Source organism: Metamycoplasma orale ATCC 23714 (genome assembly GCF_000420105.1).
GTDB classification, from domain to species: domain Bacteria; phylum Bacillota_I; class Bacilli_A; order Mycoplasmatales; family Metamycoplasmataceae; genus Metamycoplasma; species Metamycoplasma orale.
Genome location: NZ_ATUH01000005.1, coordinates 1 through 21,554 on the forward strand (window position 1 = coordinate 1; position 21,554 = coordinate 21,554).

The following is a 21,554-nucleotide window of genomic DNA, read 5'->3' on the forward strand; positions in this document are numbered from 1 at the left end:
CTAATAAATAAAAGACTAAGAAAAACTTTAAACTATAAATCAGCTGAAGAACTATATGTTGATGCTTATAATAAAACCATAGAATCATTGTAATATAGAAAACCATAACCAAAAATACAGCAATTAAAAAATTGCAATTTTTCGTTTGCAATTTTTTAATATTTTAATTTGTTTGTAATAGAATAAAGTTGTAAGCAACAAGTATTGCACTTCATACTTCATTCAAGCTATGGCTCTAATTATTGGCCATATTTTTATTATATTCTTCAATGTCTTTAATGTGAAATGATTTTAGCATAGCAACATCTTTTTTAATTTCAGTAATATCTTTTTCAACTTTATCTAATCTAGCTTCAACTTTATCTAGTCTAGCTTCAACTTTATCTAGTCTAGCTTCAATTTTATCTAATCTATTTTCTATTTTTTCAAGTATAGGGAAGATTTCATTTTGAATCATTACCTTAACATTTAAAATTAAATCTTTAGCGAATTGATCTGGATCAAATGGTTTTTTAGGCATATCTTCTTTAAAATCCTCCACATTGCATACTGCACAAAAATATAAATTTTCTTTTTCTTTCTTGAAAACCATTTCAAAATATTTAACATTTTTATATTGTGAAATTCTTGAAATAAAATCTTTTTTCGAAATAGTATTTTTTCTTATTATATCACCAAGATTCTTAATTGGTTGTTTTTTATTATGATCTTTCATTTTTTACCTCTTTGAAATAATTTTCATTCAAAAACATAAAAATGTTATTAATTTGAGACTTTTATTTTTCGATACTTATATATATTATATATAAGTATATATTTTTAAAATTCCCAACTTTTTATTCATTTAGTAAAAACCTAAAATATTTAGAGATATATAAAAATATTATGTTATAATAAATTCGCTTTAAATAGCAGAAAGAAGATTCATTTCTCACCTAAATGAGTAAATTGTTGGGTTGCTACAGTAAAGAAAAATAACTAATATTATTATTTTTTGTAGTTAATTAGAGAAGTGGATTTTGTTAAAACCACTTTTTATTTTAAGGAGAAAGTTATACAACAAAATTCAAATATAAATAGTAAATTGCCAAAAGCAGAACACATTGTTAATGAAAGAATTCCATACAATAAAGTATTTGTTATTGATGAAAATGGAGAAAAAATAGGTGTTATGTTAAAAACTGAAGCAATTGAAAAAGCTAAAGAAAGTAATATGGATTTAGTTTTAATTGCTTTAGATAATAATCGTCCAATCACAAGAATTATGGACTATGGTAAATTTAAATATGATAAAAAGAAAAAAAATAAACTAAATAAAGAAAAACAAAGTCAAACAACCAATCGTGAAATTAGATTAACCCCATTAATTGGCGATCACGACTTAAAAACCAAAGCTAAAAAAGCTAGAGAATTTATTTTAGATAATGCTAGAGTAAAAGTTTCAGTTAAATTTAGAGGACGTGAAAAAACTAGAACTGAATTAGGAACTGAAATTCTTGATAAGTTTTTTGCGATGGTTGAAGATGTTGCAAAAATTACTAAACCTGCAATGATGGTTAATGACAAATTCTTAGATATGTTTATTGAAAAAGATAGTAAAAAAGTTAAGTCTTTTAATAATTCTAATAAAGAAGATGAAGACAAAATTAAAGAAGGAGAAGACAATGCCAAAAATGAAGACTAAAAGTGCCATTAAAAAAAGAGTAAAAATTACAGCGAATGGTAAAGTTAAAAGAGGCAATGCTTATAGATCACATTTAGCACAAAACAAATCAACAAAACAAAAGCGTCACTCACGTAAATCATCAGAATTATCACATTCAGATTTTAAAAGATATAAGGAACTAATTTAATTAGTTTATAGATAGAAAGGAATTATTATGCGTACAAAAGGCGGAATAGTTACAAGAAGAAGACGTAATAAATGATTAAAACTTGCAAAAGGTTATTGAGGACATAAATCAATTGGTTACAAAGTTGCTAAACAACAAGTTGTAAAATCATGAACTTATGCTTTTAGAGATCGTAAACAAATTAAAAGAGAATTCAGAAAATTGTGAATAGCTAGAATTAATGCTGCTGTAAGACCATTAGGTGTTACATATTCAAGATTAATTGAAGGACTTAAAAAAGCTAACATTCTTATTAACCGTAAAATGTTATCTGAACTTGCAATTAATCAACCAACAGTGTTTAATCAAATTGTTGAAAAAGCAAAAAAAGCTTTAGTGCAAAAGAAAGCAGAACTTAAATAATAATTAAAACTTACATTCAATGTATGTAAGTTTTTTATTTTAATTAAATAAAATTATTTATTAAGGAACTATTATGTACAGACCAGAAGATATTGATAAAATGTATAAACAAGAATATGAATATAAATGTGTTGAATATAAGAACTCTCAACATTTTAATGAAAATGTTAATGAAGAAGCTGCTAAAGGTTGAAGAGTAGTGGCTGTTACTTATTGAGTTAATTTCAAAGCATTATTAATGGTTACATACGAAAGAAAATTAATTTAAAAAAATATGGAAAGAAAAAAAAGAGTAGTTATTGGACTAAGCGGTGGAATAGATTCAGCTATTAGTTGTTATTTATTAAAAAATAAAGGTTATGAAGTAATTGGCCTTTTTATGAGAAATTGAGATTCATTTCTTAACAATGATTTTTTAGGTAATAAAACTAGTTTTGATGATCAATGCCCACAAGAAAAAGATTATGAAGATGCAAAAGATGTTGCAAAATTTTTTGGCATAGAATTACATAGAGTTGATTTTGTCAAAGAATATTGAGATGATGTTTTTAGTTATCTAATTGAAGAATATAAAAAAGGAAGAACACCTAATCCAGATATTTTTTGCAATAAATATATTAAATTTGCAAAATTTGCTGACTTTGCATTTAATAAATTAAATGCAGATTATATTGCTACAGGACACTATGCTAAAACTAAAGATTGCAAATTATATAAAGCATTTGATGATACTAAAGATCAATCTTATTTTTTAGCGCAACTTTCTAATAAACAATTAGAAAAAGTAATTTTTCCATTAGATTCAATAACTAAAAAAGAAGTTAGATTAATAGCTAACAAATTAGGATTGTCCATTGCAAATAAAAAAGATTCTACAGGGATTTGTTTTATTGGCGAAAGAAAATTTACTGAGTTTCTTGAAAATTATATTCCTTCAAAGCCCGGAAATATAATTGACATTGCAACTAATAAAGTAGTTGGTAAACATATCGGAGCCATGTATTATACAATCGGACAAAGAAAAGGGCTTAATTTAGGCGGATATGCCTTGCCTTATTTTGTAGTAGGACATAATTTAAAAGATAGAATCTTGTATGTTGCTAATGAACGCAATAAAGAATATTTACTTTCAAATTCATTAGTTGCTATTAATACAAATTTTTTAGAAACCAATTTTGATAAAAATAATTTAACTGCTAAATTTAGATATAGACAAAAAGATATTAAAATTGACTTAGAAATTCTAGACAATAATAAAGTTCTTATAAAATATGATTACTTAGAAGCTATTACCCCTGGGCAACAAGTTGTAGTATACGAAAAAGACAAAGTTATCTTAGGGGCTATTATAGATAAAGTATTTTATGATGGTAAAGAAAAAACTTATATATAATTTATTAATTGTTATTAATTATTAAAGGAGAAACAAATGATATCTAAAACTTCAAAAGAAATTAGACAAATGTGATTAGATTTTTTTAAATCTAAAAATCACTTAGTTGTAGAATCTAAATCTTTAATTCCACATAATGACCCATCACTTTTGTGAATAAATTCAGGTGTGGCTACTTTAAAAGATTTTTTTAGTGGTAAAAAAATTCCGCCATGTAAGAGAATAACAAACTCTCAAAAATCAATTCGCACAAATGACATTGATAATGTTGGGCTTACAGCAAGACACCATACATTTTTTGAAATGTTAGGTAACTTTTCAATTGGCGATTACTTTAAAAATGAAGCTATTGAATTTGCTTACGAATTTATTTTTGATGTTTTAAAATTAGCTAAAGAAAGAATTTATATTACTTATTATTCAGAAGACTTAGATACTTATAATAAATGAATAAGTTGTGGAATTGCTAAAGAACATTTAATAAAAGGTAGTCGTGATACTAACTTTTGAGACGTTGGTGAAGGGCCTTGTGGACCAGATACGGAAATATTTTATGATCGTGGTGAAAAATATGATAAAAGAGGTATTGAACTTTTAGTTAACGATTTGGAAAATGATCGTTATATTGAAATTTGAAATATTGTATTTTCTCAATTTAATAATGATGGGCAAAATAATTACACTGAACTTGCTACTAAAAATATTGATACTGGTGCAGGCTTAGAAAGAATTACTGCAATTTTTCAAGATGCTCCTACTAACTTTGACACAGACTTATTTTTACCAATAATTCATGAAGTTGAAAAACTTACTAAGTATAAATATGACATTAATAACTACTTTACCAAAGAACCTAAACAAGCCAAAATTAATACATACTTTAAAATAATAGCTGATCATATTAGAGCTTCAGTTAATGCTATTAATGATGGCGTTAGTCCTTCAAATGTCGGACGTGGTTATATTATAAGAAGATTAATAAGAAGATCTTATCGTGCAGGTATTTCACTTGGAATTAAAGAAAAAAGTTTCTTATATAAATTAACTAAAATAGTTAAAGACTCACTTATTTATGATATTGATGTTAAAAAAGTTTCTAAAATAATTAAAGATGAAGAAGAACTATTTGCTAAAACTATTCAAGAAGGTGAAAAACTACTTGAACAAGAAATTAAAAAGCATGGTTCAGTTAATGTTGATATAGCATTTAAAATGTTTGATACTTATGGCTTTCCTATTGAACTTACAGAAGAGATTTTAAAAGAAAAAAATATCAAATGAAATTGAACTAATCAACAATTTCAAGATTTAATCAAAAAACACCAAGATATATCTCGGGGAAATGTTGAAGTTGGTATGGCTAAAGTTATTAATTCATTAACTTTAATTCCTGATTTAGTTTCTGAATTTATTGGATATGATTTTTTAGAAAACGAAACTAAAATTTTATATTTACTAAATGAAGAAAAAGAACTTTCAAAAACTTCAAAGAATGATATTTCATATTTAGTTTTAGAAAAAACTCCTTTTTATGCAACTAGTGGTGGACAAAACCATGATTTAGGTTATATGCTACAAGGTAAAGAAAAAATTGAAGTACTTGATGTTTTTAAAGACAAACATTGAAACTATATTCATAAAGTAAAAGGAAAGATTGATAAATCTTTACCTATTAAATGTTTTGTTGATGCAACTAAACGTGCTGGTTTTGCTAGGGGACACTCTTCAACTCACTTAATGTATTCAGTACTTAGAAAAATATATCCAAATGATAGAATTGATCAATTAGGTTCTAATATATCTTATGATCACTTTACTTTTGACTTTGGTATTGATCATAAACCTACTAAAGAAGAAATTAGTGCTATTGAAACTAAGATGAGAGAAATAATAAATCAAAAAGTTAATCGTGAATATATAATTACTTCAATCAAAAAAGCCGAACAAATGGGGGCTTGAATGACCATTGATGAAAGTGAATACCATGATGCTAATTGCGTAAGAGTTGTTAAGTTTGGTAATATTACATTAGATTTATGTGGTGGAACTCACGTTAAAAATACTAGCGATATTGAAGATTTCAAAATTACTTCAGTTGATTCTAAAGGAACAGGAATCTATCGTTTAAGAGCAATTACTACTAAAGAAGCTGTGGCTAAATTTTTAGATGAAGAAATTAATAAAGAACTTCAACTTATTGAATCACTAATTGCTAAAAATAAAGAATTAAACAAATCTTATGTTTATAAACTTAATAAAATAGTAGCTAAATCTAATAAAGAAAAAGAAGAATATTTAACTTCTTTATTAGTTAAAGAAAACGATATTAGAGAAGATTATAAAAAACTTTTAAAAGAATCGCAAAATAAAGATGTTGATCTTGCAAAATATGTACCAATTAAAATTAAAAATATTAACTACTATATAATAAGCGAAAATAATTTGAATGTTTTACGTAAAGCATGCTTATTATTAAGAGAACAAAACCCTTCATTTGTAATTATTGGTTTTGCTAAGTTAGAAAGCAATTATTATTTAACAATTGGAGCAAAAGATTATGATGCTAAAAAATACTTTGATAAACTTACAAGTAAGTTTGAAGGCAAAGGTGGCGGAAATAATTTAATTTGTCAAGGTTCAATTAATTTTAAAGATACTGAAGAAAAATTAATTGAAGCAATTAAAAAGGAATTAAATGCGTAAACTTTGTCTAGATTTAGGCACTAAAACTTGTGGCTTTGCAATTTCTGATGAATTAGGAATTATTTCAACAGGCTTAGAAAACTTTTTCTTTAAAGAAAGAAAATTTTCTGAAGTTATTAATAAAGTTAAAGAATATTTAAATTTACCAGATTATAAAAACAAAATTGATGCAATTATTTTAGGTTATCCTCTAAGAATGGATTTATCTAAAAGTGAAAGAACATTAATGGTTGAAAATTTTAAATTAATGTTAGAAAAAGAAATTACATTGCCTATTATTTATCAAGATGAAAGGCAAAGTACAATTAATGCTGAAAATATTTTAATGCAAGCAAATTATTCTAAGCAAAAACGCAAGCAAAAGAAAGACTCTTTAGCAGCACAACTAATTTTAGAATCTTATTTAGAAAGGAAATAAAATGAAAACACCAAAAACTAACAGTAAATCTAAAAGCACTAATAATTTAGAAGAACTAAAACAATCTGCTAAAAAAGAATTTTTAGAAGCTAAAACCAGTGATGTTTTAGACATTTATACAGAAGAAAGAAAAATTATTGTTGAAACTGTAGATCATGAAAAAGTTAACTTTTATATTATTTTAGTAATTAAAGAAGGAGACACTCAATATATTTGTACAACAGATGGTATTGATATGTTTGCTTTTCTTAAAAAGAGAGATGATTCAGAAGAAACTACTTTAATTGATGACGATAAAGAAGCAGAAATACTTTCAGACGTATTAGAAGAATTTTTAGATGTAAACAAAATATATTGTTTAAATAGCAAAACAAAAACTTTAAAAGATCTTTATAATGAACTTATTTATGAAGATGATGAAGAAGAAGATCAAGAATAATGCAAAAATTAAATCCAAAATTAAAATTAATTCTAGGTATTTCTGCACTTATTGTTTTAGTAGTCATAGTTGTTACATTTTTTATAACTGTAGCAATTAGAAAAAAAATTCTTAAGAAACATTATCTTTTAGATAATGAAAAGCAATTAAAAGCTTTTGCAGCAAAAAATCCTAATTACGGAATAGTACTAGAAGGTATTAAAAAATATTATTCAACACCTTTAGTTGATGATTTATTAGTTGCTTTTCTAGTTAATACAATTTTTGTCAACAAATATCAAAGTATTTATTTATTAGATAAAAATGATTATTTAGCTATTTCTTTATCTATATTATTATCAAAGGATGTTAATTTAGAAAAAAATAAAAATTTTGAAAGTAAATTAACTGAAATTAAAAATAATACTGAAATAGATCTTTCTAATTTAAACATAAAAGATACTATTCTAGATGAAAAACAAAAATATGATATTTTAATATCATTAAGTGATTATTCTAATATAATAGATATCGTAAACAAATATCTAAACAATTTCAAATTAAACACAATGCTAGTTTTGGAATATAATTCTTTAAAAGATATTAAGGAATTAAAAAATATTGAAAATATTAGATATGAAACAATAAGTTTTAATAAACGAAACTTTATTTTATTAGCAAAAGATAATTTACACGATAAATTATTAATGCAAGGAGATTAAAATGGCTAAAAAGGAAAAAATTTATTTAACACAAGAAAGTTATGCACAATATACTGAACGATTAAAATTCCTTCAAGAAGTTGCTAGACCTCAAGTTATTGAAGAAATTAAAGAAGCTAGAAATCAAGGTGACTTATCTGAAAATGCTGAATATGACTCTGCTCGTGATAAGCAAGCAGCAATTGAAAACGAAATTTTAGAAATTCAACACATTTTAGAAAACTATGAAATTATTAAAGCAGCTTCTAGTGCAACAGTACATTTAGGTTCAACTGTTGATATTATTTCTTTAAATGATGATAAAATTTCAAAAATTATTATTGTTGGTTCTTTAGATGCAGATCCTTTTTCGGGAAAAATTTCAAACACTTCACCTTTAGTGCGTGCTTTAATAGGAAGAAAAGTAGAAGATGTCGTTGAAGTTGAAGCTCCTAAGAAATACAAAATTAAGATTCTAAGCATTAAATAATTATTAAAAACACAAATTTGTTTTATTAAGACTTATTTGTGTTTTTTTATCTTTTTATGTTTTAATAAAAATTTTTTATTTTTTTTAAACATTTTTTTATTTATAGTGTATCATATCTATTGCTATATTAATTGTTTAATATAGGGCTTATAAAAATTACAAATAATTAATTAATATTTCTTTTAAATCGACACAAAAATCTTTAAATAAATTTTTCTATTTTTTTGTGCACATTTTTTTAAAGTATGTATAATAGTTATTTGCTTATGCATTTATAAGCTAAAATAGTTCTTTGAAAACTGGATACGAATACCATTAACGTCAATTTCAGATAATACGAAAAAAACAAAAACAAAACAAATTTTAAGAGTTTGATCCTGGCTCAGGATGAACGCTGGCTGTGTGCCTAATACATGCATGTCGAGCGGAAGTAGCAATACTTTAGCGGCGAATGGGTGAGTAACACGTGCTTAATCTACCTTTTAGATTGGAATACCTAATGGAAACATTGGTTAATGCCGGATACGCATGAAGTCGCATGACTTCGTTGTGAAAGGAGCGTTTGCTCCGCTAAGAGATGAGGGTGCGGAACATTAGCTAGTTGGTGAGGTAATGGCCCACCAAGGCTATGATGTTTAGCCGGGTCGAGAGACTGAACGGCCACATTGGGACTGAGATACGGCCCAAACTCCTACGGGAGGCAGCAGTAGGGAATATTCCACAATGAGCGAAAGCTTGATGGAGCGACACAGCGTGCACGATGAAGGCCCTCGGGTTGTAAAGTGCTGTTGCAAGGGAAGAACAGTTAGTTGAGGAAATGCTTCTAATCTGACGGTACCTTGTTAGAAAGCGATGGCTAACTATGTGCCAGCAGCCGCGGTAATACATAGGTCGCAAGCGTTATCCGGAATTATTGGGCGTAAAGCGTTCGTAGGCTGTTTATTAAGTCTGGAGTCAAATCCCAGGGCTCAACCCTGGCTCGCTTTGGATACTGGTAAACTAGAGTTAGATAGAGGTAAGCGGAATTCCATGTGGAGCGGTGAAATGCGTAGATATATGGAAGAACACCAAAGGCGAAGGCAGCTTACTGGGTCTATACTGACGCTGAGGGACGAAAGCGTGGGGAGCAAACAGGATTAGATACCCTGGTAGTCCACGCTGTAAACGATGATCATTAGTCGGTGGAAAACTACTGACGCAGCTAACGCATTAAATGATCCGCCTGAGTAGTATGCTCGCAAGAGTGAAACTTAAAGGAATTGACGGGGACCCGCACAAGCGGTGGAGCATGTGGTTTAATTTGAAGATACGCGGAGAACCTTACCCACTCTTGACATCCCCTGCAAAGCTATAGAGATATAGTAGAGGTTAACAGGGTGACAGATGGTGCATGGTTGTCGTCAGCTCGTGTCGTGAGATGTTTGGTCAAGTCCTGCAACGAGCGCAACCCCTATCTTTAGTTACTAACGAGTCATGTCGAGGACTCTAGAGATACTGCCTGGGTAACCGGGAGGAAGGTGGGGATGACGTCAAATCATCATGCCTCTTACGAGTGGGGCTACACACGTGCTACAATGGTCGGTACAAAGAGAAGCAATATGGCGACATGGAGCAAATCTCAAAAAGCCGATCTCAGTTCGGATTGAAGTCTGCAATTCGACTTCATGAAGTCGGAATCGCTAGTAATCGCAGATCAGCTACGCTGCGGTGAATACGTTCTCGGGTCTTGTACACACCGCCCGTCACACCATGGGAGCTGGTAATACCCAAAGTCGGTTTGCTAACCTCGGAGGCGACTGCCTAAGGTAGGACTGGTGACTGGGGTGAAGTCGTAACAAGGTATCCCTACGAGAACGTGGGGATGGATTACCTCCTTTCTACGGAGTACAATTGAAGTTATCCATACTTCATAAATAGTTAATGGCCCAATATTCGTATCCAGTTTTGAGAGAACTATCTCTCATTTATTCTTTGAAAACTGAATTAGACATTGAAAATTAAAATATTAATATTCAAAAATTTAGATCAACCTATAGAATATTCAAAAATATAGAGACAAATACAAAAACAAAACAATAGGTCAAAAATACTTATACGTAATTAAAATATATAACTATTAAATAAGCAAGAGTTTTTGGTGGATGCCTTGGGTCTGGAAGTCGATGAAGGACGTGATTACCTGCGATAAGCTTCGTTTAGCTGGAAATGAGCATTTAGACGGAGATTTCCGAATGGGGAAACCTAATTAGGGTAATGCCTAATTGTCATAATCGGTGAATCCATAGCCGAATGACGAGACACGCTGTGAATTGAAACATCTCAGTAGCAGCAGGAAGAGAAAATAAAGAATGATTCCCCTAGTAGTGGCGAGCGAACGGGGAAAAGCCTAAACCAACACTTGTTGTTGGGGTTGTAGGACTACTTAATGAAGTTTGACAAATATTTACATATAGCAGAATGAGTTGGAATGCTTTAACATAGAGGGTGAAATTCCCGTAAGCGAAATGTGTAAATCTTCTAGTAGTATCCTGAGTAGGGCGGGGCACGTGAAACCCTGTCTGAATCCGCCGGGACCACCCGGTAAGGCTAAATACTAACCAGACACCGATAGTGAACTAGTACCGTGAGGGAAAGGTGAAAAGAACCCCGGGAGGGGAGTGAAATAGATTCTGAAACCAATTACTTACAATTAGTCAGAGCCCGTTAATGGGTGATGGCGTACATCTTGCAGAATGGACCGGCGAGTTATGTCAACATGCGAGGTTAAGTGGATTAAAGCGAAGCCGTAGAGAAATCGAGTCTTAATAGGGCGCTTTAGTATGTTGATATAGACCCGAAACCAGGTGATCTACCCATGAGCAGGTTGAAGCTTAGGTAATACTAAGTGGAGGACCGAACCGCAGTACGCTGAAAGGTGCCCGGATGACTTGTGGGTAGGGGTGAAATTCCAATCGAACTTGGAGATAGCTGGTTCTCCTCGAAATAGCTTTAGGGCTAGCGTGTAATGTTAAGTGGTGGGGGTAGAGCACTGAATATGGAATGGCGACGCCTAGTCGTACTGACTATAATCAAACTCCGAATACTGCCATGTATTATTATGCAGTCGGTACATCGGTGATAACGTCGATGCACGCGAGGGAAACAACCCAGATCGTCAGCTAAGGTCCCAAAATTGTGTTAAGTGAGAAAGGTTGTGGAGTTTCTTAAACAGCTAGGATGTTGGCTCAGAAGCAGCCATCGTTTAAAGAGTGCGTAATAGCTCACTAGTCGAGAGATTCTGTGCCGATAATTCAACGGGACTAAAACACAATACCGAAGCTACGGGCAGTGATGCGTTAGAGGAGCGTTCTAAGGGCCTTGAAGCTAGACCGTAAGGACTAGTGGAGCGCTTAGAAGTGAGAATGCCGGTATGAGTAACGATTCAAAGTGAGAATCTTTGACGCCTATTGGGGAAGGTTTCCTGGGCAAGGTTCGTCCACCCAGGGTTAGTCGGGACCTAAGACGAGACCGAAAGGTGTAGCCGATGGACAACAGGTTAATATTCCTGTACTGAGTAAAATGTGATGGAGTGACGGAGAAGGATAGTCTTACCACTTACTGGATTGTGGGGTAAGTATCAACTGGGCGTTGTAGGCAAATCCGCAGCGCTTAACCGGGAGATGCGATGCATAGTGAAAGGGTAACCAAGTAGCAAATTAGATGATTTCATGCTTCTTAAAAAAGCTTCTAACTATAAATTTTATGAACCCGTACCGAGAACGAACACACGTCCCCAAGATGAGTATTCTAAGGCGAGCGAGAAAACCAATGTTAAGGAACTCTGCAAATTAACCCCGTAAGTTAGCGAGAAGGGGTGCCTATGGTAACACATAGGCCGCAGTGAAGAGTAAGGGGGAACTGTTTACCAAAAACACAGCTCTATGCTAAGTCGCAAGACAATGTATATGGGGTGACTCCTGCCCAGTGCCCGAAGGTTAAGCAAAGGCGTTAGCAATGCGAAGCGTTGATGTGAAGCCCGGGTGAACGGCGGCCGTAACTATAACGGTCCTAAGGTAGCGAAATTCCTTGTCGGCTAAATACTGACCTGCACGAAAGGAGTAATTATCTCTTAACTGTCTCAACATTGGACTCGGTGAAATTATGGTTGCGGCGAAGACGCCGCATACCCGCATCTAGACGAAAAGACCCCGTGGAGCTTTACTATAACTTCATATTGGAGTTTGATTTAACTTGTGTAGGATAGGTGGGAGACTTTGAAGTAGGGACGCTAGTCCCTATGGAGTCGACGTTGAAATACCACCCTTGTTACATTGAACTTCTAACTTGTTGCCATTATCTGGCAAGAGGACAGTGTGTGGTGGGTAGTTTGACTGGGGCGGTCGCCTCCCAAAGGGTAACGGAGGCGTTCAAAGTTACACTCAGTACGGTCAGAAACCGTATTAAAGAGCATAAAGGTAGAAGTGTGATTGACTGTGAGACTTACAAGTCGAGCAGGTGCGAAAGCAGGACTTAGTGATCCGGCGGTTCTTCGTGGAAAGGCCGTCGCTCAACGGATAAAAGCTACCCCGGGGATAACAGGCTTATCTTTCCCAAGAGATCACATCGACGGGAAGGTTTGGCACCTCGATGTCGGCTCATCGCATCCTGGAGCTGGAGTCGGTTCCAAGGGTTCGCCTGTTCGGCGATTAAAGCGGTACGCGAGCTGGGTTCAAAACGTCGTGAGACAGTTTGGTTCCTATCTGATGTGGGCGTTGGAATATTGATGAGAGCTGTCCTTAGTACGAGAGGACCAGGATGGACAAACCGATGGTGTTCCAGTTGTTCTGCCAAGAGCATAGCTGGGTAGCCAAGTTTGGACGGGATAACCGCTGAAAGCATCTAAGCGGGAAGCCCCCTCAAAGATGAATATTCCCTTTAAATTCCTTATAGACTATGAGGTTGATAGGCTGGAGGTGTAAGTACAGTAATGTATTCAGCTGACCAGTACTAATAAATTGAACGATTTAATAGTTGTTCTATAGAAGTGATTTAAATTAAGTCTAATTCAGTTTTCAGAGAATAAACAAAAAATACCTTCGGGTATTTTTTTATTTAATTATTAATAAATAATTAAGATTCTTTTTTCAAAATATCAATAAGAGCTTTAATTTCTAATTCAGTATTTAAAGTATTTAATACTTGTGCAGTTAAACATTTATTGTTTTTATTATATATTTTATTATTTATTAAATATACTAAATTAGAATTTTTATATTCTGCTTTAATATCAACAAACTTTAATATATTTTTATTTATATATTCAAAATTAAAATATTGATTTTTAATTTCTTGAATATATTTTTTTATTTTAAACTTTGAAATTATATTATTAAATGAAAATAAATATAAGTTGTATTGTTTGTCTTTATCTTTTAATACAAATAAGTATTTAAAATTATCAGAATTTAAAAAGTAAATATTATTATTTTTAAATATATTTAAAATAATTTGCTTAAACTTACTAAATTTTTTATTATTAGTTTTATTTTTAAAAATATTATCATCAAGATTAAAAGTATATTTAACTCCGAAAGTTAAACTACAATTAGTGTTTTTAAAAAAATGTTTTTTTGATTCTAAGGACATTAAAGCATTATGATACATTTTTTCTAAATTGGTTAATTTATCATCGCCAATTAAATAATATTTTTCAATTGGTTCTTTAATATAAACTCATGCATCAATAAACTTATTTTCACTATTAATTCATACTTTAACATTTTGTTCAATGTATTCAGGCTTATCTTCTCAATATTCAATTTTTCATAAATCGTTTTTCTTAATTTTCAAAACTTTTCCGGTTACAAATTTATTTTTATATTCAATAATGCCTAAATAGGGACTTGTATCACTAAATTTAGCATAATTATTTAATATACCATCATATGATTTATAAACTTTAATGTTAAGAATTTTTAATAATCTTTCATCTTGTAAGGTTCCATAACTGAAAATATAGATAAATTTATTTATCATAATATTTGACCTTGAATTCTTTTATTTTCTTTATTTATGTTGATAATTCTAATTTTTACATTATCTCCAATAGATAAAACTTCAGAAGGATGACTAACAAATTGATTAGGACTTTTTTTCATGTATTTAATATGCACTAAAACATTGTTTTTAATTCCTATAAAAATAAATGCACCAAAATCAGTGATATTAGAAACATGCCCAATTAGTTCTTGACCAACTTTTAGATCTTCAAATGATTTAATTCCTTCATTTATAATAAATCCTTCTTTTTCATCACGAATATCTTTTCCTGGATTTAAAAGAGAGTCAATTATTAAAGTTAAATCATATTTATTAATGTTAAGTTCTTTTTCTAATAAGTCTAAGTTAACATTTTTTAAAATTTCTTTATTTATATTATTTAAATCAATATTTAAATATTTAACTAATTTATTAGCATTGTTATAACTTTCAGGGTGTATGTTGGTTTTATCATAAAATGTACTTGAATCAAATATTCTTAAAAATCCAATACATTGTTCATAAACTTTTTCATTAATGCCTTTTACATCAAGTAATTCTTTTCTTGAAGAAAAAATCCCATTTTTTTCACGGTATTCAATAATATTGTTAGCAAGCTTTTCATTAAGTCCAGAAATAAAAGATAAAATAATTTTATTGGTTGTGTTCAAATCAACGCCTACCATATTAACGACTTTATTAACTTTAAATTCAAGATGTTTTGACAATTCTTTTTGATTAACATCATGTTGATATTGACCAATTCCGATAGATTTAGGATCAATTTTAACTAATTCATTAAGCGGATCTTGAAATCTTCTACCAATACTTATTGCACTTCTTTCCTCTACACTTAATTTTGGAAATTCTTCAATTGCAATTTTTGAAGCTGAATATACTGACGCTCCAATTTCTGAAACAATTAAACATTTTACATGATCTTTAAAATTTTCTTTTTTCCTTATATCTAATACTTTAGATATAAATTCTTTTGTTTCTTGACTGGCAGTTCCATTTCCAATTACAATTAAATCAATTGAGTATTTATCAATTAAAAAATTAATTAATTTTTCATCCTGATTTGAATTATTTTTTTGTGTGTTAGGATAAATTATTCTTTTATCTAGTAATTTTCCATTTTCATTTAAGATAGCTATTTTACAACCATTAATAAAACCAGGATCAATTGCTAAAATAATTTTATTTTTAATTGCAGGAGCCAAAAGCATTTGTTCTAAACTTTTACCAAAAAGTTCTATTGCATCTTGTTCAGCTCTTTCAAATAAATCACTTTTTATTTCCCTAATTATTGAAGGAAAAAATAATCGATTTAGGCAATCATTAATTGCTAAATTAATATAGTGTGCTGTGGCACGAGATTTAAAATATTTTTCTCTTAATTCTTTTTCAATTGGCGTAATATAAAATGTAATATCATAGCTTAGTATTTTTAAATTTTCTCCACGAGATATAGCTAATATTCTATGATTAGGTATATATTTAACTTTTTCATAATAATCATAATATTGTTCAAATACTTTATTTTCATCTCTTGCATTCTTTTTAATTTTAGTAATTATCTTTCCATTTTCATAAACATATTTTTTAATTAGATTTCTATTTTCAATATCTTGATAAATTAATTGAGCGATAACATATTGTACATTTTCAATTACCTCATCCTTAGTACTAAACTTATCTAAGTATTTTTCAGCATTTTTAAATATTTTATAATTGTCGTCTTTATTATTAAGTATTTCTAAAGCAAAAGGCATTAAACCTTTTTCAATAGCTTCAGAAGCTTTTGTTTTTTTGCCAACTTTAAATGGCTCATAAATATTTTCTAGTTCTTGTTTTTGTTTGGCATTTTCAATAGCATTTTTTAATTCATCTGTTAGCAGTTTACTTTCACTAAGAATTTTAATTATTGCTTCTTTTCTTTTGTTTAGTTCTTCATTGTATTTAAATTGTTCAAATATTTTTTCAATAATTTCTTCATTTAAATTACCTGTAACATTTTTTCTATATCTAGCTATAAAAGGAACTGTAGCTCCTTCATTTAAAAGTGTTAAAGTATTTTCAACTTGCGAATGTGAAACTTTTAAATTATTTGCAACTAAATCAATTGATTTCATTTATTTACTCCTTAATTTATAATTATATTTTACAAAAAATACTTTTAAAAAAACATTTTTTACTTTATTATAAAATCTAATAATTATTTATGTTTTTTTATTAAAAAGTGGTAATATATTAATGTACTTTTCGTACTTGATTATTTATACAAATTTATTAATTAATCAAACACTATTATGAATTCAATTGCATGTGTTACTTTATAAGTAATGTTAATTGTTCGAAGTAATAGGAAGCTTAACAAATAAAAATTTAAAAAAGGAAATATTTATGCCAGAAGCAAAAAAAGAAACTGCTAAAAAAGTTTCTGATGTTTCTAATAAAGAAGCAAAAGAACTTAAAGAAGCAAAAACTTCTAAAAAAGAAGTTGAAGTTAAAAAAGAAGAATCAAAAAAAGTAGTTAGAAAATCTAGTCCAAAAGAAGATTTAACTATTACTAAAGAATTTAGAATAAAAGAAGCAGAAGACAAAAAAAATGCAAAACCTGCTGATAATATTCAAAAAGGACCAGAAATTGTTTCACGTGAAAAATTATTAGAAGCTGGAACATATTTTGGACACTGAGTAAGTCATTGAAATCCAAAAATGAAACAATACATTTATGGAAAAAGATTAGGAATTCATATTATTGATATTGCTAAAACTCAAAAAGCATTAGAATTCGCTTATCAATTATTAAACAAAATGGCTCAAAAGCCTATTTCATTTATTTGAGTAGGAACTAAAAAACATGCTAAAAAAGCTATTGAAGAAGCTGCTGCTAGAACTAATTCAGTTTATGTATCAGAAAGATGATTAGGCGGTACATTAACAAACTCACAAACAATTTTTAGAAGTGTTAAAGAATTAGATAGATTAGAAGAATTAAAAGCAAACAACTATGAAGGATATAGCAAAAAAGAAGGAATGTTATTTGATAAGAAAATAGCTAAACTTCAAAAGAACTTAGGTGGAATTAGAAAACTTGCAAATAAAGGAACATTTCCACAAGTTATGATTTGTGCAAGTCCAATAGATGATGAAATTGCAATTAAAGAAGCTAGAAAAAAAGGTATTAAAATTTTTACAATTAATGATACTAACTCAAATCCTGATTTATCAGACTTTGTAATTCCAGCAAATGATGATTCAGTTAAATCACTTACATTAGTATTAACTATTTTAGCTGATGCTATTTGTGCTGCTAGAGGAAATAAACAATTATTTGCTTACAAACCAAATGAAGAAATTATTTTACCTGAAGAACCTAAAAAAGAACAAAATCAAACACAAAATAGAGGAAAGTTCCAACAAAGAAATAATTTTAGAAATAATAACCAAAGATCTTTCAATAATAAAGAAAGAAACTTCCATAAAAATGAAGAATCAAAACGTGAAGACAATTCTTCTAAATCAGAATCAAAAAAAGAAAATAAAAACGATGAGGAATAATTATGGCTGACAATAAATTAGAAATATTAAAAGATTTAAGAGAAAGAACCAATTCTGCTCTTATTGATTGTAAAAGAGCTTTAGAAGCTACAAACTATGAAATTGAAAAAGCTATAGCTTGATTACAAGAAAATGGTATTATTAAAGCTGCTAAAAAATCAGGTAGAATTGCGGCTGATGGTATTGCTAGAGCGTATATTAAAAATAACATTGCAGTTTTATTTGAACTTAACTCAGAAACTGACTTTGTTGCTAAAAATAAATTATTTTTAGATTTTGCTGATCAATTACAAGAATTATTAGCAAACTCAAAATTTAAAACCTTTGATGATGTTTTAAAATTAAAATTAGGTAAATTAACTGTTGAAGATTTTTGTAAAGATCTTACTGCTAAAATTGGTGAAAAAATATCTCTTAGACGTGTTGAAAAATTAGAAGCTAAAAAAGGTGAAGTTGTTGCAGGTTATACACATGCTAACAATAAAATTGCTGTTATAGCTCTTGCTAAAGGTGATAATGAAGAAGTTTTAAGACATATAACAATGCATATTGCTGCCCTTAATCCTTCATACATTTTATTAGAAGATGTTGATAAAAAAACCTTAAAAGATATTGAAAAATCAATTAATGAAAGTCCTAAACTTGCAGGCAAACCAGAAAAAATTGTTGAAAACATTAAGGCTGGAATGCTTAAAAAAGAATATAACGACTTAGGTGTTCTTTTATACCAACCATTTGTTATGGAAGACTCAAAAATTGTTGCTACTATTTTATCAGAAGCAAAACTTGAATTAGTTAAAGCACAAAGATTTGAAGTTGGCGAAGGTATTGAAAAGAAAAGCGTTGATTTTGCAGCTGAAGTTGCTGAACAAATGAATAAAAAATAATTAACTAAATTTAATTCTAAACTCAAAACTCTAATTTTACAATTTAGATTTTTGAGTTTTATTTTTAAGAATACTATAATTGTATTTATTACAATTAATATTTTATATTGAAAGGCAAAACATGGAAAAAACAGAAGTATATATTGACTTTGAAGCTATTAGTAATCCATTTGCTAGACTTATAAATTTACCTAGTGGTACTCCTTTTGCATATACTTTAGGTTTACTTAATGAAAAAAATCAATTTGAAACTAAAACATTTGTTATGGATTTTACAATGCATAATACATTAACTTCAATTTGAATTATTTTAAGAAAATTTATAATTCAAGATATAAATAAAATTAATAAACATGTTAATATAAAAAATATTATTTTTATAGGACATAACCCTGATTTAGAAACAAAATGTATAAAAAGACTTTTTCCCGAAAATGAAACCAAACCATTAATAAGCCAAAAAAACATTTCACTTTCTAAATTAACTGCTAAATATATAACCGACAATTATTTTTCTAAACTTAAAAAAATAATTAAAATGAATTATTCAGATGATTTAGTTTTAAATCAAATGTTAGATAGAAATGGTGCAATTGCTTCATTTGCTGGATATTGACTTTATACCAATAGTATTAAAAATTTAAAACCAAAAGATAAAAGAACTAAATATTATTTAGCATTAGATAAAAAATCTCTCTTAAGAGAACTTAAAGCTTATTCTGAAGACGATGTCAAAAGAATGATTTATATTAATACTCATATGTCAAATGAAGACATTGATAAATTAGCTAAAGAAATTAATCAAAAAAGAGAATTAATTAAAATCTTAAAATTACTAAATATTGATGACAAAACAACTATAAAAGATTTAAAAGAAAAAATTTGATCTTGATAAGTATATAAGGAAATTATAAGAAAATGGAAACAATTGAAAAAGCAAAAAAGAAAAATTTTTTTAAAAGAATATTTCCACAATCTAGAAGTGATTGGAAATTATATTTTATTAAAACTTTGCCAATTATATTTGCCGAAGTAATTTTTTGCTTAAACGGATTTCTTGATAATTTTATGGTTAGCCACCTAAGTCAAGGAGTCGATTCTCTAACTTATGCCAATACTTGAACAGGACTATTAACAACTATGTTTTTTGCTATTCAAGGAATACTTTCTATGTTCGTAGGTCAATATTATGGTAAAAAAGAATATGATAAAATTAATCAAATAATGAACGTTCGTTTTTGAATGTTCTTATTTATAGCATTTTGCTTCGCTTTGCCGAGTTGAATTAGTCCAAACAGTATGATTATAGCCGTCAGCGGAAAGAGCATTTCTACGCATGCTTTAGCAAATGCAAGAAAGTATTTATTATTAATGACTGCTGTTTGATTAATATGCGCTTATAACTTTAATACAAATATGTTATTAATTGAAACCGGACATTCTAAATATGCATTAGTGTCTTCAACTCTTACATTATTATCAAATTGTACAATTAATGCTATTACATTATTTGCTCTTAAAAAACCTTTTCCTTACTATGCAGCAATTGGAACTATAATTTCTAATGTTATTTGTTTAATTAGCGATTTATTATTTGCTTATTTTAAAGACAGAAATATTTTTATGTCGCCATTTAAATTATTTAACATTACTAAGCCTATTGCCAAACAAATTTTTAGAAGATTACCTGCAATTATTTTTATGATTATTGCAATGATTACTATTCCTCTTAGAATGATGATTTGAACTCGTGGTTTTCCCGAAAGTAGTGTTGGAAAGGTTTGGATGGGTATTAGTGGTGTAACTATTTTAGGGCTTGTTGAAAGTCTTTCTAGTGTAGCTTCTTCTATAACTTATGCTTGTTCAAATAATGTTACATACTTTGTTGCAAGACATTTAGGAAGAGATGAATTTGAAGAAGCTGAAAAGCATGCATATGCTTTAAGAGGATTTCATACAATTTGTGGAGTTATTTCTTCAGTGCTTATGATTGGTATAATTTATGTTATAGCATATTTACCTTCAAGTGCAAAGGGTGTACAAGAATATATTGGGGGTTATTTCGCTAATAATAATAATCTTGCAAGTATTAATAATGAATATAATCTATCACTTAGTAATGTATCTGAATTGCAGCCTTCATTTATTTTAGAAAGAATTACTGAAGGAAAAAATTTCTTTAGAACTACTTTTATAAATTCATGTTATGTATTTATTGGTATTAATCCTATATGATGCTGATTTTATACAACTTCTGCATTAATTAGAGCTGGGGGAAAAAATTATTTAAGTTCGATTACTACATTCACTGCAAACATTTTATCTTTTGGTTGACTTTTAATAATAGTATTTGTTTTAAAAAGATATTTTCCAAGTTTATCTTTACCATTAGCTTATTTCTTATTCTTTGGGTTTGATTTTGTACGTTTAATTGTTTATGAAATTATTGCCTTAAAATGTAATTGAATGCAAAACATTACAATTGAAGGAATGGAAAAAGATCCTTCTTACCATGTTTAAAAATAATATATTAAATTTTGTTATTAGAATTACAACTTGTTAATGAAACGTTCATTTCAAAGTTGTAATTTTTTTTACAAAATTAAACTAGGACAAAAATTTTACAATTTAGTCCAAAATTTTTGTCCTAGTTTAATTATTTTTTTCTTTTATTCTTTTATTTTAAATAATATTTAAAATAAAA

Annotated in this window: 17 protein-coding genes and 2 rRNA genes; 16 read left to right on the top strand and 3 right to left on the bottom strand. The window is 28.9% G+C overall.

The genetic code is table 4. From position 1 onward, the window contains the following. Window positions 1-235: 235 nt before the first annotated feature. Window positions 236-715 carry a hypothetical protein gene (locus F795_RS03660; RefSeq protein WP_022935943.1) on the bottom strand — a complete coding sequence of 160 codons (480 nt, stop codon included), beginning with the start codon at window positions 713-715 and terminating at the stop codon, window positions 236-238. 369 nt (window positions 716-1,084) lie between these two features. Here F795_RS03660 and infC point away from each other — a divergent pair, with 369 nt between their 5' ends. From infC to F795_RS0101390, 12 genes are all read left to right on the top strand, one after another. Continuing rightward, entirely contained in the window at window positions 1,085-1,684 is a 600-nt protein-coding gene (gene infC / locus F795_RS0101330; protein ID WP_084254393.1) for a translation initiation factor IF-3, read from the top strand. Further along, window positions 1,665-1,853, top strand: a complete 189-nt coding sequence (rpmI, locus tag F795_RS0101335) for a 50S ribosomal protein L35 (RefSeq protein WP_022935944.1) — start codon at window positions 1,665-1,667, stop codon at window positions 1,851-1,853. The genes infC and rpmI overlap by 20 nt, the downstream gene beginning before the upstream one ends. 24 nt (window positions 1,854-1,877) lie before the next feature. Beyond that, on the top strand, window positions 1,878-2,255 hold the full coding sequence (rplT, locus tag F795_RS0101340; protein ID WP_027120252.1) for a 50S ribosomal protein L20: 378 nt from the start codon (window positions 1,878-1,880) through the stop codon (window positions 2,253-2,255). Window positions 2,256-2,328: 73 nt separating this feature from the next. Then, entirely contained in the window at window positions 2,329-2,523 is a 195-nt protein-coding gene (locus F795_RS06415) for a DUF4177 domain-containing protein (RefSeq protein WP_022935946.1), read from the top strand. Between the two features lie 6 nt (window positions 2,524-2,529). Continuing rightward, window positions 2,530-3,648: a tRNA 2-thiouridine(34) synthase MnmA gene (mnmA, locus tag F795_RS0101350; protein ID WP_022935947.1), complete on the top strand. Its 1,119-nt coding sequence runs from the start codon at window positions 2,530-2,532 to the stop codon at window positions 3,646-3,648. Between the two features lie 36 nt (window positions 3,649-3,684). Continuing rightward, window positions 3,685-6,351, top strand: coding sequence for an alanine--tRNA ligase (gene alaS, locus F795_RS06420; protein WP_022935948.1), 2,667 nt, complete (start codon window positions 3,685-3,687; stop codon window positions 6,349-6,351). Then, a complete protein-coding gene (ruvX, locus tag F795_RS0101360; protein WP_022935949.1) occupies window positions 6,344-6,769 on the top strand; it encodes a Holliday junction resolvase RuvX in 426 nt (141 codons plus the stop codon). The genes alaS and ruvX overlap by 8 nt, the downstream gene beginning before the upstream one ends. A gap of 1 nt (window position 6,770) precedes the next feature. Continuing rightward, on the top strand, window positions 6,771-7,208 hold the full coding sequence (locus F795_RS0101365) for a hypothetical protein (protein ID WP_022935950.1): 438 nt from the start codon (window positions 6,771-6,773) through the stop codon (window positions 7,206-7,208). Further along, window positions 7,208-7,909, top strand: a complete 702-nt coding sequence (locus tag F795_RS0101370; protein ID WP_022935951.1) for a BC85_0335 family putative methyltransferase — start codon at window positions 7,208-7,210, stop codon at window positions 7,907-7,909. Before F795_RS0101365 ends, F795_RS0101370 begins: the two co-directional genes overlap by 1 nt. A 1-nt stretch (window position 7,910) precedes the next feature. Next, window positions 7,911-8,378, top strand: coding sequence for a transcription elongation factor GreA (gene greA / locus F795_RS0101375; RefSeq protein ID WP_022935952.1), 468 nt, complete (start codon window positions 7,911-7,913; stop codon window positions 8,376-8,378). A gap of 359 nt (window positions 8,379-8,737) precedes the next feature. Beyond that, a 16S ribosomal RNA gene (locus F795_RS0101385) occupies window positions 8,738-10,255 on the top strand. Between the two features lie 237 nt (window positions 10,256-10,492). Beyond that, a 23S ribosomal RNA gene (locus tag F795_RS0101390) occupies window positions 10,493-13,389 on the top strand. The 16S and 23S rRNA genes sit together here, the layout of an rRNA operon. A gap of 98 nt (window positions 13,390-13,487) precedes the next feature. Here the strand turns inward: F795_RS0101390 and F795_RS06425 are convergent. Next, a complete protein-coding gene (locus F795_RS06425; RefSeq protein ID WP_022935953.1) occupies window positions 13,488-14,393 on the bottom strand; it encodes a gamma-glutamylcyclotransferase family protein in 906 nt (301 codons plus the stop codon). Continuing rightward, window positions 14,387-16,531 (bottom strand): Tex-like N-terminal domain-containing protein, encoded by a 2,145-nt coding sequence (locus F795_RS0101400; RefSeq protein ID WP_022935954.1) that lies wholly within the window; start codon window positions 16,529-16,531, stop codon window positions 14,387-14,389. Before F795_RS0101400 ends, F795_RS06425 begins: the two co-directional genes overlap by 7 nt. A 451-nt stretch (window positions 16,532-16,982) precedes the next feature. Here F795_RS0101400 and rpsB point away from each other — a divergent pair, with 451 nt between their 5' ends. From rpsB to F795_RS06435, 4 genes are all read left to right on the top strand, one after another. Continuing rightward, window positions 16,983-17,963 (top strand): 30S ribosomal protein S2, encoded by a 981-nt coding sequence (gene rpsB / locus F795_RS03375; RefSeq protein WP_051129977.1) that lies wholly within the window; start codon window positions 16,983-16,985, stop codon window positions 17,961-17,963. 2 nt (window positions 17,964-17,965) lie between these two features. Then, window positions 17,966-18,850, top strand: a complete 885-nt coding sequence (gene tsf, locus F795_RS0101410) for a translation elongation factor Ts (RefSeq protein WP_022935956.1) — start codon at window positions 17,966-17,968, stop codon at window positions 18,848-18,850. 121 nt (window positions 18,851-18,971) lie between these two features. Beyond that, a complete protein-coding gene (locus tag F795_RS06430; RefSeq protein ID WP_022935957.1) occupies window positions 18,972-19,745 on the top strand; it encodes a hypothetical protein in 774 nt (257 codons plus the stop codon). A gap of 23 nt (window positions 19,746-19,768) precedes the next feature. Continuing rightward, window positions 19,769-21,370 (top strand): MATE family efflux transporter, encoded by a 1,602-nt coding sequence (locus tag F795_RS06435; protein WP_027120253.1) that lies wholly within the window; start codon window positions 19,769-19,771, stop codon window positions 21,368-21,370. Window positions 21,371-21,554: the final 184 nt, after the last annotated feature.